The following is a 16,519-nucleotide window of genomic DNA, read 5'->3' as shown; positions in this document are numbered from 1 at the left end:
GTTATCTTTCAGAGAATTGTTGATGATTCTGAATTGGTGCAAGCATGGTGGCTGTATAGCCGGTTTAAAGTTAGGTGCGCACATGTCTGTTATTGAATACTATCCAGACGTGAGGGGCGTCCTGACAATGTTCAGTTGTGCCCACCACGTTCCAACCATTGTCAGGATGACCCGGTAGGCGGTATAGGGAGCACCAAAGTGGCATCCTAGGCATGTACTTAACGTGTACGGCTTCTCGTAATGGTCATCCTTTATCATGAGTGTTGTAATAATTTTTGAGACAAAAAAAGCGTTTGGCAAGTTCCAAACGCTTAGTTCGTGATTAATGATTAAAAAATTCATCATACAAAGCAATCACTGCTTGATCCGCATCACGGTCATGGATACCGAACATGATTGAAATTTCAGACGCACCCTGGTTGACCATGATTAATTTTATGTTATGGTTCGCTAGGGCTGTAGCGGCGCGTGACATGATGCCGACGCGGTTACGCATGCTTTCGCCAACGAGCATCAGAATCGAGTAGTCGTGGGTGAAATAGATTTCATCAGGTTGAATGGCTGCTGAGATTTCAGCGACTAAGGCTTTTTCCAATTCAGGTGTGAGTTGGTGTTCGTCAAAGATGATGGTTAAATCATCGATCCCAGACGGCATGTGTTCATAACTGATGTGGTGGTTCTCTAAGATGGTCAAAATCTTGCGGCCTAAGCCGACTTCTTTGTTCAGTAAGTATTTGCGTAAGTATAGTGAACAAAAGCTTGAGGAACTTGCAATCCCAGTGACAGGGGCCTGTGAGTCAGGTTCACGCGTGGACTTGATCAATGTTCCGGGTGCTTCCGGATGATTCGTGTTCTTAACGTTGACCGTAATGTTACCTTCAATGGCCGGAATCAGTGCTTCATCATGAAAGACTGAGAAACCAGCGTAGGATAATTCACGCATTTCGGTAAAGGTCATTTCACTGATGGCGGCTGGATGGGTGACGAGTTTAGGGTTGACCGCATAGATGGCATCAACGTCCGTAAAGTTCTCGTAGAGGTCGGCTTTGACACCACGCGCAACAATCGCACCGGTGATGTCGGAACCGCCCCGTGAGAAAGTACAGATTTGGTCGTTACGGTTGTAGGCGAAGAAACCAGGAATAACTAGAATCTGTTCACTGTGGGCCCACTTAGCCAGTTGTTGGTAACTACTTTTGATGATTTGGGCATCGTCGGGAACGTCAGTGACGACCATGCCAGCGTCCTTAGGATCCAAATAGCGGGCGTTGAGACCAGCTTGTTGAAAGACTGCCGCAACTAGTTGGGCGTTCAGACGTTCACCGTGAGCCTTGAATGCAGCCATCAAGTAAGTATTGTCGGCATAGGTTTGGTTAGGTAAGTTGCTAATGGTTTCAAAGATGGGGGCCAGTTGAGCCTCGGGAACGTTAAAGCCGTGGCCGATCTCAGCGTAGCGGTCGATGATCGTATTCATGACGGCTTGAGTATCCTGATGATGAATGGTTTGCCGTGCGTATTGAATCAGCAGATCGGTGACTTTGGTATCGCCGTCAAACCGTTTACCGGGCGCTGAAACGATGACGTATTTACGTTGGTCATCACTTTCAACGATCGTTAAGACTTTTTGCAGTTGTTGACTGCTGGCTAACGAACTACCACCAAATTTAATTACTTTCACATTAATCGCTCCTCAATTTTATCAATAATGAAAAGAATAGCAGACAAATCCCTGATTGGCAATGTTAATCGTCACTCACGAGAATTTAATTTTATCATTGAAAGTAACGATAATTGAGGTGTAAAATTTAAATTTAACGATCATTAGGACGGAAAGTTGCGTCAACCCAACCTTTCGCTTATTATTTAGTACATATGCAAGGAGGAAACAGTTTGCAAACTCAGTTAGCAAAAGGGGTTCAATTGACGACTGTTATTAGTCATCAATTCAAAACCAACCAAATTATTGTGAATTTCAGAGCACCGTTAACGCGTGCAACTATCACGCAACGGTCATTATTAGCGAATCTATTAGAAACCAGTTCGGCCGACTATCCAGATCAACGGACGCTCGCCAATGCGTTAGCACGCATGTACGGGGCAGCGTTTGGTGCCGGTGTTAGTCGTAAGGGGCCAACGCATAATTTACAGTTAGCGATTACGGTCGCTAATGAACGGTTTTTGGCGACGGATCAACCATTAACTAACCAAGCCATTGATTTTCTGCAGCGGGTCATGCTCAAGCCACTTGCAAGTGCAGGCCAGTTTGATCAGGTCACGTTTGATCGTCAAAAGACTAATTTAGAAGCAGCTATCAACTCAGTGGCTGATGACAAGCAATACTATGCTTCACAACAACTCAATGCAGCGTTGTTTGCAGAAGAACCTGCACAACAGATGCCTAGTTATGGAACGATTGCGGATTTACAGGCGATTACGGCTACGGGCTTGTATGATTATTACCAGACACTCTTACAAGATGATCAGATTGATATTATTGTTGTCGGGGATATCGATGAAGACGCCGTGTTGCAACAATGGCAGCAGGCTCATTTTGAGGACCGCTTGACGGGACGGCCACGGCCATTCTATCAACACCACAACACGCAAAAGTACGTTGAACAACAAGAGCAACAGCCTATTAGCCAAGCTAAGCTTAACTTGGGTTATGATTTTCCCGTCTTCTATCGTGGAGACCACTACTACGCTGCCTTGATCTTTAATGAACTCTTTGGTGGGTCACCATTATCGAAGCTCTTCACGAACGTCCGGGAAAAAGCTAGTTTGGCCTACTATGCTAGTAGCTCAATTGACACGTTCCGTGGGGTGATGAAGGTGCAGGCCGGAATTGATGGCGATAACCACGATCAGGTCTTGCAGATTATTGCAGCTCAATTGACGGCGATTCAAAACAGCGATTTTACGGATGACTTGGTCGCTCAATTAAAATTAGGCTTGGTCAATGATTTTGAATCAAGTTTGGATAGCCAACGGACGTTTGCAATCCAGGCACTGATCAATGACTTAACGCAGGAACAAGTGACGGATGCGGAGTGGTTAGCGCGAATTCAAAGCGTGACGCGTGACCAGATTATTGAAGTATCCAAATTGGCAACCCTCAATAACGGGTTCTTTTTAAGTGGGGTAACCGAATGAAAGTAACTGAATATGATCAATTTAATGAGAAAAGTTACCAAACTAAGCTGGATAATGGGCTAACGGTAACCTTATTACCTAAGGACGGGTTTCATAAAACGTACGCAACGTTGACGACTAATTATGGTTCGATCGATAATACGTTTGTTCCAGCGGGTAGTGATGAAATGCACCGCTTCCCCGATGGCATTGCCCATTTTTTGGAACATAAGATGTTTGAAAAAGAAGATCACGATGCGTTCCAGACGTTTGGTCAATATGGAGCTAGTGCTAATGCATTTACCAGCTTCACTAAGACGAGCTACTTATTCTCTGCAAGTCGTAATCTACGAGAAAATCTGACCACATTGCTAGACTTTGTTCAAGATCCATACTTCTCAAAGGCTACCGTTGAAAAGGAAAAGGGCATTATCGGGCAGGAAATTGAAATGTACGATGATGATCCTAGCTGGCGGTTATACTTCGGTATGATTGGTAACTTATACCCGAACCACCCGTTGCAGTACGATATTGCGGGGACGACGGAGTCCATTGCTCAGATTACGTCAGAGGACCTCTACGCTGCGTACCGGACGTTCTATCATCCAGAGAATATGACGTTATTTATCGTTGGTAATCTTAATCCAGATGAAGTCTTAACTTGGATTACGGCTAATCAGGCTGCGAAGACTTTTGAACCATTTACGCCGATTGAACGTAAGTTACCAGCGACCGTAGCGGATGGACATGATATTATTCCTTACCGGACGATTGACATGCCCGTTAACCGCGCTAAATCGATTGTAGGGGTCAAAGGACTCGTACCGATTGAAGCAGGGGCTACGGCCTTAAAGTACCGTGCGACCGTTAACGTCTTACTAGAATTACTATTTGGTGATACGTCTAAAAACTATCTACACTTATATGACCAAGGCATCATTGATGACACCTTTGGTTATGACTTTGAGTTACAAAATGATTTTAACTTCTTGACCCTCAGTGGTGAAACCGATGATCCAGCTAAGTTTGACGCGGCGATTATTGATGTTTTGGAAAACTGGCGTGATGTTGTGAATGATCAGGATGACACGTTAGCGCTCGTCAAAAAAGAGATGATTGGTCGGGTCGTGTTCATGGCTAATTCACTCGAAGCAATTGCCAATCGTTATGATCAACGTTTGTTTGGAGCGGCAACAATCTTTGACGAACCAGCTGTTATTGCTGATTTAACGTTGGCGGATCTACAGGCTGTAGCTGAACAGTTATTAACGTCACAGGCAATCAGTGAATATCAAATTCGACCACAAGCAAAAAATTAAAGAAATCTGAAAATTATTGGTCACAGGGCTGTTAAAATAAGTTGCTGTGCTATACTGTTAACCGTAAGATTTTGAAAATAGACTTAGGGTGGAGAAAAAGTCAAATGAGTGAAAATGAAAACAACGAAGAAAAAAGTACCATTGGAGCGCGTTTAAAATCGGCTCGAATCGATAAAGGTTTGACGATTGATGACTTGCAACAGATTACTAAAATTCAAAAGCGCTACTTGATTGCGATTGAAGACGAACAGTTTGACAAACTACCAGGTGATTTTTACGTGCGAGCTTTCGTTAAGCAGTACGCGGATACGGTTGATCTGGATGGCAACGCCTTACTAGAAGAATATCGTGATCAGTTGCCAAGCATGCAGACTGAAAAATTAGTTCAAAATGTGGATGAAGTTCAGCCAACACGGGTAGCTAGTAGGGAACAACCAACGTCACCTGCTAACCGGGTTCGCAACTATTTACCAACGATTATTGTAACGGCAATCGTTGTCTTAATCCTGTTGTTTATTTGGTTCATGGCAGTTCGGACGCACGCTGGTTCTGGATCTAGCACCAATACGACTAGTTCGTCAGTTGAAGTTTCTAGCTCGAAGACCTCGTCAAGTTCAAAAGCTAGCTCAAAGGCCAGTAGTTCTTCAGCTAAATCTAGTTCGAAGACGGCTGCTAAGAGTAAGAAGCAGACGATTAAAGCGGATGGTAGTAGTGATACTGCCTATACGTTAACGAACGGTGCGGATAAGAACAAAGTGGTCGTTACTTCGACTAAGTCAGCTTGGACGTCTGTTACGACGGATGGTACTCAGACTTGGCAAGGAACGTTAACGGCTAACGGTTCACACACGGTGACCTTGACAAGTAACGCTTCAACAGTTAAGTTCCAACTGGGTAATGCGGTAGCAACTACGATAACCATTAATGGGAAGAAGTTTAACTTTAATCCGAACAACAGTACGACGTTAGTTCGGAATATTACGTTGACCATTAAATAACGTTACGGAGGAAGAACACCTTGAATTTACCTAATAAGTTAACTGTTTTTCGTATTATTTTAATTCCCGTATTCTTGTTGATTATGGTATTGCCACTTAGCTGGGGCCAAGTCGTGTGGGCAGGAACAACCATTCCAGTAACCCAATTGATTGCGACCGTGATCTTTGCGGGAGCTTCATTGACCGACTTAGCGGATGGTAAAATTGCTCGTCGCCAACATCTTGTTACTAATTTTGGTAAGTTTGCTGATCCATTGGCAGATAAGATGTTAGTTATGACAGCCTTTATCGTTTTAGTACGGATGAACGCTGCACCAGACTGGGTCGTAGCCATTATCATGTGCCGGGAATTAGCAGTCACCGGGTTACGCCTGTTGATTGTTGAGAATAACGGTAAGGTTATGGCAGCAGCCATGCCAGGGAAGATCAAAACAACCACACAAATGATTGCAATTATCTTCTTATTATTGAATAACGTGCTCTTTGCAGCCATCAATATTCCGTTTGCCTTGATCATGTTATACATCTGCTTATTCTTCGTCATCTATTCTGGAATCGATTATTTCGTCCAGAATCGCGATGTCTTTGCGGATGGCTTTAAATAAATTGTAATGAATGGAGCTGTGACAAAAGTCATGGCTCTTTTTTTGTTTGTGAGGCACCTTTTTGATGGGGCGTCAGCAGATTTTCGTATATACTTAATGTAAGGCGTAACGCCGACACTGGATTCTATGCGGTGGTTATAAGGGGGCTTTTCTTGATGCAAGCAGAAATTATTGCGGTCGGAACTGAGATTTTACTCGGCCAGATCACGAATACTAATAGTACCTATATCGCGCGGGGATTGGCAGCGCTAGGGATTGATAGCTATTATCAAACTGTCGTGGGCGACAACCAACAACGGTTGATGATGGCGATCGGTATTGCAGCGCAACGCAGTGATTTAGTTATCTTAGTGGGTGGTTTAGGACCAACCAAGGATGATCTCACTAAGCAGACGTTAGCTAGTTATTTAAACGTGCCTTTGGTGGAAGAACCGACTGCTATGCAGGTGATTACTCATCATTTTGAACAGACGAAGCAACCCATGACCGTTAATAATCGGTTGCAGGCGTTATATCCGCAGGGAGCTGCACCATTAACGAATCACAATGGCTTAGCAATTGGGGCTTTTTATCAGTCTGCAGATTCAGCAGACTTTGTTCTGTTGCCAGGACCACCACGTGAGATGCAGCGAATGTTTGATACTGAGGTTCAACCACGACTGCAGGCGGTATATGGCCAGCAGTCGCATATTTACTCACGGGTATTGCGATTTTATGGGATTACTGAATCAATGCTTGCAACGGAACTTCAATCGTTAATTGAGCATCAAAAGACGGTGACGATTGCCCCTTATGCAAAGACTCATGAAGTTACGCTACGCTTGAGCGTGCAAGCAGAGACCCAAGCAGTTGCGACTGATTCGCTCGATGCCGTGGAGAAACAGATTAGAGCACGGGTTGGCGAGTATTGTTATGGTTACGGTGATGACAATTCACTAGTGAAAGTTGTTATTGAACAGATGATTGCGGCACACTTGAGCATTACGGCAGCTGAAAGTTTAACGGCCGGACTATTTCAAAGTACGATTGGTGGGGTGCCTGGAGTCTCTGCAATCTTCCCGGGTGGCTTTGTCACCTATGCGAACGCGGCTAAACATCAATTGGTGAATGTCCCCCAGACGATTATCGATACGGCTGGGGTCGTATCAGAAGCAACGGCTAAGGCAATGGCTACAGGAGCTAAGCGGCAGTTAACAACGGAGACAGCGTTGAGCTTTACTGGTGCAGCGGGACCAGATGCCTTAGAGGGACAGCCGGCTGGCACGGTGTGGATTGGCTTAGCCTATCGTGATCAACCAGTGGTGGCGAAGCTGTACCACTTTACGGGTGATCGGCAACAGATTCGTGAGCACAGCGTGATGGCTGGACTCGATCTATTACGCCGAGCTTTGGCGGCTGATCAACGCTTATAAAAATAATACGAACTTTTGTTCGCTTTTTGCTTGCAATTCTAACTTTGAACAGCTATGATATTAGAAGTTAGAAACGAGCACCAAAGGAGGAAATAATTTGGCTGATGCACGGAAAACAGCACTAGATAACGCCCTTAAAAAGATTGAAAAAAACTTTGGTAAGGGTGCCATTATGCGAATGGGTGACGCTGCCCAGACTTCAATTTCAACCATTTCCAGTGGCTCATTGGCCTTGGATGACGCGTTAGGAGTTGGTGGGTACCCCCGCGGTCGTATCGTGGAAATTTATGGTCCTGAAAGTTCTGGTAAGACAACCGTTGCTTTGCACGCGGTTGCTGAAGTTCAGAAGCAGGGTGGGACAGCAGCTTATATCGATGCTGAAAATGCGCTAGATCCCGTTTACGCGGAACATCTAGGGGTTAATATCGATGATTTACTATTATCACAACCTGATACTGGTGAACAGGGACTTGAGATTGCGGATGCCTTAGTTTCCAGTGGTGCCGTTGACATTTTAGTCGTTGACTCAGTTGCGGCCTTAGTACCTCGAGCAGAAATCGAAGGCGAAATGGGTGACGCCCATGTTGGGTTACAAGCTCGTTTGATGTCACAAGCGTTGCGGAAATTATCCGGTACTTTGAATAAGACCAAGACGATTGCGTTATTCATTAATCAAATTCGTGAAAAAATTGGTGTCATGTTCGGTAACCCCGAAACGACTCCAGGTGGTCGTGCTTTGAAATTCTACTCAACGATTCGTTTGGAGGTTCGTCGGGCGGAACAAATCAAAGAGGGTACTGATATTATTGGTAACCGAGTACGAATCAAGGTTGTCAAGAACAAGGTAGCCCCACCATTTAAGCGTGCAGAAGTTGATATCATGTACGGTCAAGGAATTTCTCAGACCGGTGAAATCGTGGATATGGCTGCTGAAAAGGATATTGTTAAGAAGAGTGGTTCTTGGTATTCATACGGCGAGGATCGTATTGGTCAAGGTCGTGAGAATGCGAAGAAGTACTTGGAAGAACATCCTGACGTGATGGTTGAAATTCGTCAGAAGGTGCGTAATGTTTACGGCATGGATCCATCTGAACAAGCAGATGAAGACACTGCCGAAGCAACTAAGGGCACTGATACAAAAGATTCAGCAAAGTCTGCTAAGAAAAATGCGGATGATACAGCGTTGGATCTTGGTGATGATCAAAATAATCAATAGCTTATTTAAAAACGTTCAAAGCGCCTGCTTTGAACGTTTTGTATACATAATAAAGTGTTGGCAAGGTCTGATTCAGTGAATTACAACGGTTTGCCATAAGACTTTAAGTTGACACTACCCGTTTCTAACATTAGAATAACAAGTGTGTAAATAATCAAAATATAACATCTGAAAAATTTGTAGTTGATTTTATGTTAACTGGATTTTGGTGATGCGGAGGTGGAAACATGAATGTTTTCGGTATAATCCTCGCAGTCATCGCAATTGTTGTCGGTTATGGGATTGGTTACTATGTACGTAAGAACGTCCATGAGAAAGAATTGAACGTTGCCAAGAATACAGCCGAAGGTATTATTTCTGAAGCACAGCGGTCTGCGGAGACTCAAAAGAAAGAAAAAGTCCTCGAAGCTAAAGAGGAGAGTCACCGTTATCGGACTGAAGTGGAAACTGAGCTTAAACAACGACGGAACGAAGTGCAAAAGCAAGAGGATCGTTTGTTGCAACGCGAAGAAACTTTGGATCACAAAGAGAATACTTTTGAAAAGCGCGAGGATGCTTTAAGCAATAAGGAAGACAAAATTGCTAGCGAGCAAAAACACGTTGAACAACAGCAACAAAGTGCAGCTTCACTAATCACGCAACGTCAAGCTGAGTTAGAACGGGTCGCGGCATTGTCTCAAGACCAAGCACGGGAACAAATTTTAGCCCAAACGCAGGAACAATTAACGCATGAACGTGCTGTAATGATTAAAGAAAGCACGGACGAAGCGAAAGCGCAATCTGAAAAAGAAGCTAAGAACTTAATTGTTCAAGCAATTCAACAGAGTGCGGCTGATATGGTTTCTGAAACCACGGTCTCAGTTGTATCGTTACCAAATGACGATATGAAGGGCCGGATTATTGGTCGGGAAGGTCGTAACATTCGAACGCTTGAAACGTTGACTGGTATTGATTTAATTATTGATGATACACCAGAAGCGGTTGTTTTAAGCGGTTACGACCCAATTCGTCGTGAAATTGCGAAACTTGCGTTGGAAAAATTGATTCAGGACGGGCGGATTCATCCAGCTCGAATTGAAGAAATGGTTGAAAAAGCACGCAAAGAAATGGACGAAAAGATTCGTGAGACTGGTGAACAAGCCGTCTTTGATCTTGGACTTCATGGCATGCACCCAGATTTGATTAAGTTAGTTGGTCGGTTGAATTACCGGACTAGTTATGGTCAAAATGTTTTGAGTCACTCAATTGAAGTTGCGAAGTTGGCTGGCGTTTTAGCTGGCGAGCTTGGTGAAGATGTTACACTTGCGAAACGCGCAGGATTATTACACGATATTGGTAAGGCCGTCGATCATGAGGTCGAGGGCTCACACGTTGAAATTGGCGTGGAATTGACAACGAAGTACAAAGAGAACCCGGTAGTAATTAATACGATTGCTTCTCATCATGGTGATGTTGAAGCTAAGTCGATTATTGCTGTACTGGTCGCAACGTCTGATTCAATATCAGCTGCACGACCTGGTGCTCGTAGCGAGTCGTTGGAGAATTATATTCACCGACTTGAAAAACTAGAAGCAATTGCAAACGGCGAAAAGGGTGTTCAAAAGAGTTACGCGATCCAAGCAGGTCGTGAAATTCGAGTGATTGTTAAGCCTAATGAAGTTTCTGACTTACAAGCCACTGTTTTGGCACATGACGTTAAAAAGCAAATTGAAAATGAGCTTGAATATCCGGGTCATATTAAAGTGACCGTTATTCGTGAAATTCGGGCAGTTGATTACGCAAAATAATCAGGAAGTGAGTTTAGGTGAATAACCTAAGCTCATTTTTATTTGGCAAAATAATTCAGTAACGTTTTTAGGGTCAAAAAATGCTAAAATAGTTGATATAACGTTAAACGAGGGAGCAATTATGCGAATATTATTTGTTGGGGATGTCATGGGCGATGTCGGTCAAACGGCAATTGACACGTACTTACCTAAATTAAAGCGAAGCTACAAACCACAAGTTACGATCGTCAATGGTGAAAATTCCACGCGTGGTCGAGGAATCAACCAGGAAGTCTACAAGGCACTCCTGACGGCTGGCGCTGATGTCGTTACGATGGGAAATCATACTTGGGATAACAATGAGATCTTTGATTTTATTGGTGATGCCAAGAAACTGATTCGCCCATTGAACTTTCCACCAGCTACGACGCCAGGTGTTGGGTACATTATGGTGAACGTTAACGCGGTTAAATTGGCCGTGATTAATTTGCAAGGGAACGTCTTTATGGGCCAGAATTTAGCTGATCCATTCACTACGGTCCAACCGTTAATTGAAGAATTGCGGGAACAGACGCCTAATATTTTTGTTGACTTCCATGCGGAAACGACTAGTGAAAAAGAAGCGATGGCTTGGTATTTAGATGGTCAAGTCAGTGCAGTCGTTGGAACCCATACGCACGTTCAGACAAGTGATGAACGTGTCTTGCCAAACGGGACGGCCTTTTTAAGTGATGTTGGTTTTACTGGCCCCTATAACGGTATTTTGGGGATGACGCGCGAAAATGTCATCCAACGTTTCCTCGAACAGATGCCAACCCGGTTCAATGTTCAAGAAGATAGTCCGGCCGTCTTATCAGGTTGTGTGATCGATATTGATGACAAGACTGGACATGCCAAGAAGATTAAGCGAATCTTGATCAATCCAGATCACCCATACTTTGAAGATTAGGATTTAAGATAGAAAGTAGGATTAAACGTGCCACAAAAGACAAAAGATACCCCGATGATGCGTCAATATTTTGCTGTGAAGGAACAATACCCCGATGCGTTTTTGTTTTACCGTCTTGGGGATTTTTATGAAATGTTTTTTGATGATGCCATTAAAGGGGCACAGTTATTAGAACTAACGTTAACAACGCGTAACCATTCGGCTGACAATCCGATTCCAATGTGTGGCGTACCACACCGTGCGGTTCAGAATTATATCGATATTTTGGTTGATAAGGGCTATAAAGTTGCAATCTGTGAACAGATGGAAGATCCTAAACAAGCGCAAGGAATGGTCAAACGTGAAGTCATTCAATTAGTGACTCCCGGGACAACCTTGGAGCGTGGCGCTGATCAAGCCAAGACCAATAACTACTTAACCGCATTGATTCAATCTGGTGATCAGTATGGGTTTGCTTACGCCGACTTATCCACCGGTGAATTGAAGACGAGTCTGTTGACGACCAACGAAGCCTTGATCAATGAGTTAACGAGCTTGCAGACGAAAGAAATCGTTGTTGACGAGTCGGTAACGTCTGAGCAAAGAGATCAGATTAAAACATTAGGCATTTTAGTGTCAGAACAGAATAACGTCGATTCACAAGCAGAGCTGAGTTATTTGACGCAGGATCTGACAATTGAGCTAGAAAAACAAGTGGTCGAACATTTATTGATGTACATCACGGTGACCCAAAAGCGGAGTTTGGCGCATTTACAAAAAGCAGTTGCTTATGAGCCTTCGTACTTCTTAAAGCTTGATCACAATTCCAAATATAATTTGGAACTAATGAAGTCAATCCGAACGGGTAAGAAGCAGGGGACCTTGCTGTGGATGCTCGACGAAACCAAGACGGCCATGGGTGGTCGCTTGCTCAAACAGTGGTTGGATCGACCATTGATCGTTAAGGCCGACATCGAGACCCGTCAGAATAAGGTCGCCACGCTTTTAGACCACTATTTTGAACGTAGCAACTTACAAGAAGAACTCGTCAAAGTGTATGACTTAGAGCGGCTAGCAGGGCGAGTCGCTTTTGGGAGTGTCAATGGCCGTGACCTGATTCAATTGAAAACGTCATTACGACAGATTCCCAAGATTCGCTATATCTTATCTGAATTAGACAACCAAGTTTTCAATGATGAAGTCAATCAGTTGGATCCAGTTGAAGATGTGGCTGATTTGATTGAACAAGCGATTGTCGAAGAAGCACCACTTTCCGTGACGGATGGCGGGATTATCCGCGATGGCTATAACGAACAACTCGATCAGTATCGTGATGCCATGAATAATGGTAAGAAGTGGATTGCTGAATTGGAAGCTCGTGAGCGGGAAATAACCGGGATTAAGACGCTTAAGATTGGCTTTAACCGCGTGTTCGGTTATTACATCGAAGTCACTAAAGCTAACTTAGCCCAGTTACCAAGTGATCGCTATGAACGTAAACAGACGTTGACGAATGCCGAACGTTTCAGCACGCCTGAACTGAAGACTCATGAAAGCTTGATTTTAGAAGCTGAGAGCCATTCTACTGATCTGGAGTACCAACTATTCACCAAGGTCAGAGAAACGGTTAAAGGGGCTATTCAGCGCCTACAGACGTTAGCTAAGGCAGTGGCTGCCATTGATGTGCTTCAGAGTTTTGCCGTCGTCAGTGAAGATTACCACTTTGTACGGCCAACACTGACCAAAACGCATGACTTGGAGATCGTCGAAGGTCGTCATCCAGTTGTCGAAAAGGTGATGGGCAACCAAAGTTACGTGCCAAATGACGTTAAGATGACGCCGGATGAGACCGTGTTACTGATTACTGGGCCTAATATGTCTGGTAAGAGTACCTACATGCGACAACTAGCTTTGACCGTCATTATGGGGCAGATTGGTTGTTTTGTTCCGGCCAAATCAGCGCAGTTACCTATTTTTGATCAGATTTTCACGCGTATCGGTGCCACCGATGATTTGATCTCTGGTCAGAGTACGTTCATGGTTGAAATGCAGGAAGCTAATAACGCCTTACAACACGCTACGGCAAATAGCCTAGTCTTGTTTGATGAGATTGGTCGGGGAACCGCCACCTATGATGGGATGGCGTTGGCCCAAGCGATTATTGAGTTTGTCCACGACCATATTCACGCCAAGACGTTGTTCTCAACCCACTACCACGAATTAACGGTATTGGATCAAGAGCTGGCCGGATTGCGTAACGTTCACGTGGGCGCAACTGAGCAAAACGGTGAGTTGGTCTTCCTACACAAGGTTGAACGTGGTGCGGCCGATAAGTCGTATGGGGTTCACGTTGCCAAGTTGGCAGGGATGCCTAATAGTCTGTTAAATCGTGCAAATACGATTTTGACGAGCCTTGAGAGTCAGACCAGTACTGTTTCAACCACGGCTGCTTCACTGGCAGCTAGCGACGTAAGTAGTACTGATGAAGCAGCAACACCAGCACCCACAGCCGTTCAAGCGAAAGCGCCAGTTGCTGAAGCCTTATCAGAACCAGTCGCTACCAGTGCTGACAGTGGCGAAGAACAGTTGTCGCTATTTGCTGAACCTAGCGCACTCGACGCTAAGAGTGATAAAGTCTTGCAGCAATTGAAGACGTTGAACTTAATGGCCATGACGCCAATGGATGTTATGAACCAGCTCTATAAGTGGCAACAAAAGCTGGGCAAGTAACGACTGTGTGGTTTAGTATGGAACGACATTGCGGACTAAATTAGCTAAATGATGTTAAACTATATTAATAATGTGATTAAATGGGTGCTCAGTGACGAGTGCCCATTTACGTTAATAACGGGTAAATTAGTTATATTCTAAAAATGAAAGGGCCGATGGTAATGGGAAAAATTCATGAATTAGATTCCGTGTTAGCGGATCAAATTGCTGCGGGGGAAGTTGTGGAACGGCCCGCCTCGGTCGTCAAAGAATTAGTCGAAAATGCGGTGGATGCGCACGCTACTCAGATTGATATTTTAGTTCAAGAATCAGGTGTGCGTTCGATTCGGATCATTGATGACGGTGATGGGATTGACGATACGGATGTCTTAACGGCGTTTAAACGGCACGCCACCAGTAAGATTACCTCGCGTGAGGACTTATTTAAGGTCCATTCACTCGGTTTCCGTGGTGAAGCGTTACCTAGTATTGCGTCAGTCGCTGACGTGGTCATGAGTACCAGTACGGGGACGACCGGCACGCGGATCCATTACCGGGGTGGCAAGTTGCTGCAACAAGCGCCGGCACCATTACGGCAGGGAACGGATATTACGGTAACTGACCTGTTCTTTAATACGCCAGCACGGCTGAAATATTTGAAATCACCCCAGACTGAATTGGCGAATATCTTAGACGTCGTTAATCGGATTGCGTTGAGCTATCCGGGAGTGGCATTTCGACTTGTGCATAATGCCAAGGAATTGCTGAAGACGGCTGGTCGTGGTGACCTTCAACAAGTGATTGCGGGCATCTATGGCGTACAGAACGCACGTAAGATGGTGGAAATTCAGGGTGCGGACGATGATTTTAAGTTAACCGGATTCGTTGCATTACCTGAACTCACACGAGCTAGTCGGCAGTACGTGACGGTGCTGATCAATGGCCGTGCTATCAAAAATCAACAATTGACTAAGGCAGTTATCAAGGGTTATGGCTCCAAATTAATGGTGGGGCGTTATCCGATTGCGGTGATTGACTTACAGATGGATCCGTTGTTAGTTGACGTCAATGTTCATCCCACTAAACAGGAAGTTCGGTTAAGCCGTGAGCCCGCGTTAGCTAAGTTGATTAGTACGACGATTACAGCACGATTAGTGGACGTTAACTTGATTCCATCAGCATTAACTAACCTGGGAAGTCATCGTCGTGAGGCTCTTAACACCGATCAATTGGCGATGAACCTCAACGCGGCGTCGTCGCAATACCATGTGGCTAGCAAGGATCCGGTGGCAACGGAACGTTTTGCGGCGTCACTGGCTGCCGCTGCAAGTCCAACTGCAGTCTCGGAATCATCAGAAGTTGCTGAAACGCCTGCCAGTATGGCGGTTGAACCGGTTAGCTCAGCGGCTGTGCCTGAAATGGACACGCAAACGAGTGCTGACAGTGCGGAGCCAATCATGATCAGTGATCGACGTGAATTGGCTGCAACCTCAGTGAATGACTTTGATCAACGGTATCAGGATGAAGCACCTGAATTACCATTTGGGGCGCAGGCGGAAACGCAGGAAGAACTTGCTGTCACTAGTGATAGTGAGGAGGCTGCTGGTGAACGTTTTCCACAGCTTCGATATTTAGGCCAGATGCACGGCACCTACTTATTAGCAGAAGCGGATGACGGCATGTATATCTTGGATCAACATGCGGCCCAAGAACGAATCAACTATGAGTATTATCGGCGGGAAATCGGTGAGGTCAGCACGGACCAGCAGAATCTGTTGGTGCCGATTATTCTGGATTATCCGACGAGTGACGTGTTGAAAATAAAAGAAAAATTACCCGTACTTGCGGAATTAGGATTGCACTTAGAGTCGTTTGGCGGCAACAGCTTCATTATTCACGCGCATCCGACCTGGTTTAAAGCGGGGCAAGAAGAGGATACGATTCGTGAGATGGTGGATTGGCTTTTGCAGGATGATAAGTTGACGGTGGCTCAGTTCCGGGAGAAGTCAGCCATCATGATGTCATGTAAACGGGCGATCAAAGCGAACCATCATTTAGATGATCAGCAGGCCCGCGCGTTGTTAACGAAGCTACCTGACTGTGAGAATCCGTTCAATTGTCCACACGGTCGGCCGGTGACGGTGCACTTTACGAATTCAGATATGGAGCGGATGTTCAAACGAATTCAGGATAGCCACGAAGCACGCGATTAGGTTGTTACATCATTAGCTTACAAATAAGGCATCTCAGAGATTTTATACTTCTGAGGTGCCTTATTTTTGTAATCATGAGTTATTCGCAATGCTTAATTTTCCGCTTCGCTCAGATTCAACTCAAATACTGATTTCAGGGCTGATATTTTGGTTGTTTACTTAATTGGAACTGATATTAACCAGTTTTATTTAATCTAGCCGGAGGTGGGCAGTACTAGCGG

11 protein-coding genes are annotated in these 16,519 nt (G+C 44.8%); 10 read left to right on the top strand and 1 reads right to left on the bottom strand.

Going from position 1 to position 16,519, the window contains the following annotated elements:
- Positions 1-322: 322 nt before the first annotated feature.
- On the bottom strand, positions 323-1,678 hold the full coding sequence (locus tag ACG95_RS08555; protein ID WP_048000134.1) for an aspartate kinase: 1,356 nt from the start codon (positions 1,676-1,678) through the stop codon (positions 323-325).
- A gap of 212 nt (positions 1,679-1,890) precedes the next feature.
- On the opposite strand from ACG95_RS08555, the gene yfmF reads away from it, so the two are divergent.
- The 10 genes from yfmF to mutL all read left to right on the top strand — a co-directional run bounded on the left by yfmF (position 1,891) and on the right by mutL (position 16,298).
- Positions 1,891-3,153, top strand: a complete 1,263-nt coding sequence (gene yfmF / locus ACG95_RS08550) for an EF-P 5-aminopentanol modification-associated protein YfmF (protein ID WP_237756480.1) — start codon at positions 1,891-1,893, stop codon at positions 3,151-3,153.
- Positions 3,150-4,451 carry an EF-P 5-aminopentanol modification-associated protein YfmH gene (gene yfmH / locus ACG95_RS08545; protein WP_048000132.1) on the top strand — a complete coding sequence of 434 codons (1,302 nt, stop codon included), beginning with the start codon at positions 3,150-3,152 and terminating at the stop codon, positions 4,449-4,451. Before yfmF ends, yfmH begins: the two co-directional genes overlap by 4 nt.
- A gap of 104 nt (positions 4,452-4,555) precedes the next feature.
- On the top strand, positions 4,556-5,449 hold the full coding sequence (locus ACG95_RS08540; protein ID WP_048000131.1) for a helix-turn-helix domain-containing protein: 894 nt from the start codon (positions 4,556-4,558) through the stop codon (positions 5,447-5,449).
- 20 nt (positions 5,450-5,469) lie between these two features.
- Positions 5,470-6,054 (top strand): CDP-diacylglycerol--glycerol-3-phosphate 3-phosphatidyltransferase, encoded by a 585-nt coding sequence (gene pgsA, locus ACG95_RS08535; RefSeq protein ID WP_048000130.1) that lies wholly within the window; start codon positions 5,470-5,472, stop codon positions 6,052-6,054.
- Positions 6,055-6,209: 155 nt separating this feature from the next.
- Complete coding sequence (locus tag ACG95_RS08530; protein ID WP_048000129.1) at positions 6,210-7,466, top strand: competence/damage-inducible protein A; 1,257 nt, start codon at positions 6,210-6,212, stop codon at positions 7,464-7,466.
- A 97-nt stretch (positions 7,467-7,563) separates the two neighbouring features.
- Positions 7,564-8,682: a recombinase RecA gene (gene recA / locus ACG95_RS08525; RefSeq protein ID WP_048000128.1), complete on the top strand. Its 1,119-nt coding sequence runs from the start codon at positions 7,564-7,566 to the stop codon at positions 8,680-8,682.
- A 227-nt stretch (positions 8,683-8,909) separates the two neighbouring features.
- On the top strand, positions 8,910-10,469 hold the full coding sequence (gene rny / locus ACG95_RS08520) for a ribonuclease Y (protein WP_048000127.1): 1,560 nt from the start codon (positions 8,910-8,912) through the stop codon (positions 10,467-10,469).
- 121 nt (positions 10,470-10,590) lie between these two features.
- Complete coding sequence (locus tag ACG95_RS08515; RefSeq protein ID WP_048000126.1) at positions 10,591-11,397, top strand: TIGR00282 family metallophosphoesterase; 807 nt, start codon at positions 10,591-10,593, stop codon at positions 11,395-11,397.
- A gap of 27 nt (positions 11,398-11,424) precedes the next feature.
- Complete coding sequence (gene mutS, locus ACG95_RS08510) at positions 11,425-14,106, top strand: DNA mismatch repair protein MutS (RefSeq protein WP_048000125.1); 2,682 nt, start codon at positions 11,425-11,427, stop codon at positions 14,104-14,106.
- A 161-nt stretch (positions 14,107-14,267) separates the two neighbouring features.
- Positions 14,268-16,298: a DNA mismatch repair endonuclease MutL gene (gene mutL / locus ACG95_RS08505; protein WP_048000124.1), complete on the top strand. Its 2,031-nt coding sequence runs from the start codon at positions 14,268-14,270 to the stop codon at positions 16,296-16,298.
- Positions 16,299-16,519 lie beyond the last annotated feature (221 nt).

This window comes from Lactiplantibacillus herbarum, assembly GCF_001039045.1.
GTDB classification, from domain to species: domain Bacteria; phylum Bacillota; class Bacilli; order Lactobacillales; family Lactobacillaceae; genus Lactiplantibacillus; species Lactiplantibacillus herbarum.
Note: the sequence above shows the minus strand (reverse complement) of the source record. Positions and strands in the feature narration are given on the sequence as shown.

What these genes read in the sequence shown, in the direction of transcription:
- ACG95_RS08530 (WP_048000129.1), top strand. Translation starts at nt 6,210, where the DNA reads ATGCAAGCAGAAATTATTGCGGTCGGAACTGAGATTTTACTCGGCCAG.
- mutL (WP_048000124.1), top strand. Translation starts at nt 14,268, where the DNA reads ATGGGAAAAATTCATGAATTAGATTCCGTGTTAGCGGATCAAATTGCT.
- yfmH (WP_048000132.1), top strand. Translation starts at nt 3,150, where the DNA reads ATGAAAGTAACTGAATATGATCAATTTAATGAGAAAAGTTACCAAACT.
- ACG95_RS08540 (WP_048000131.1), top strand. Translation starts at nt 4,556, where the DNA reads ATGAGTGAAAATGAAAACAACGAAGAAAAAAGTACCATTGGAGCGCGT.
- rny (WP_048000127.1), top strand. Translation starts at nt 8,910, where the DNA reads ATGAATGTTTTCGGTATAATCCTCGCAGTCATCGCAATTGTTGTCGGT.
- ACG95_RS08515 (WP_048000126.1), top strand. Translation starts at nt 10,591, where the DNA reads ATGCGAATATTATTTGTTGGGGATGTCATGGGCGATGTCGGTCAAACG.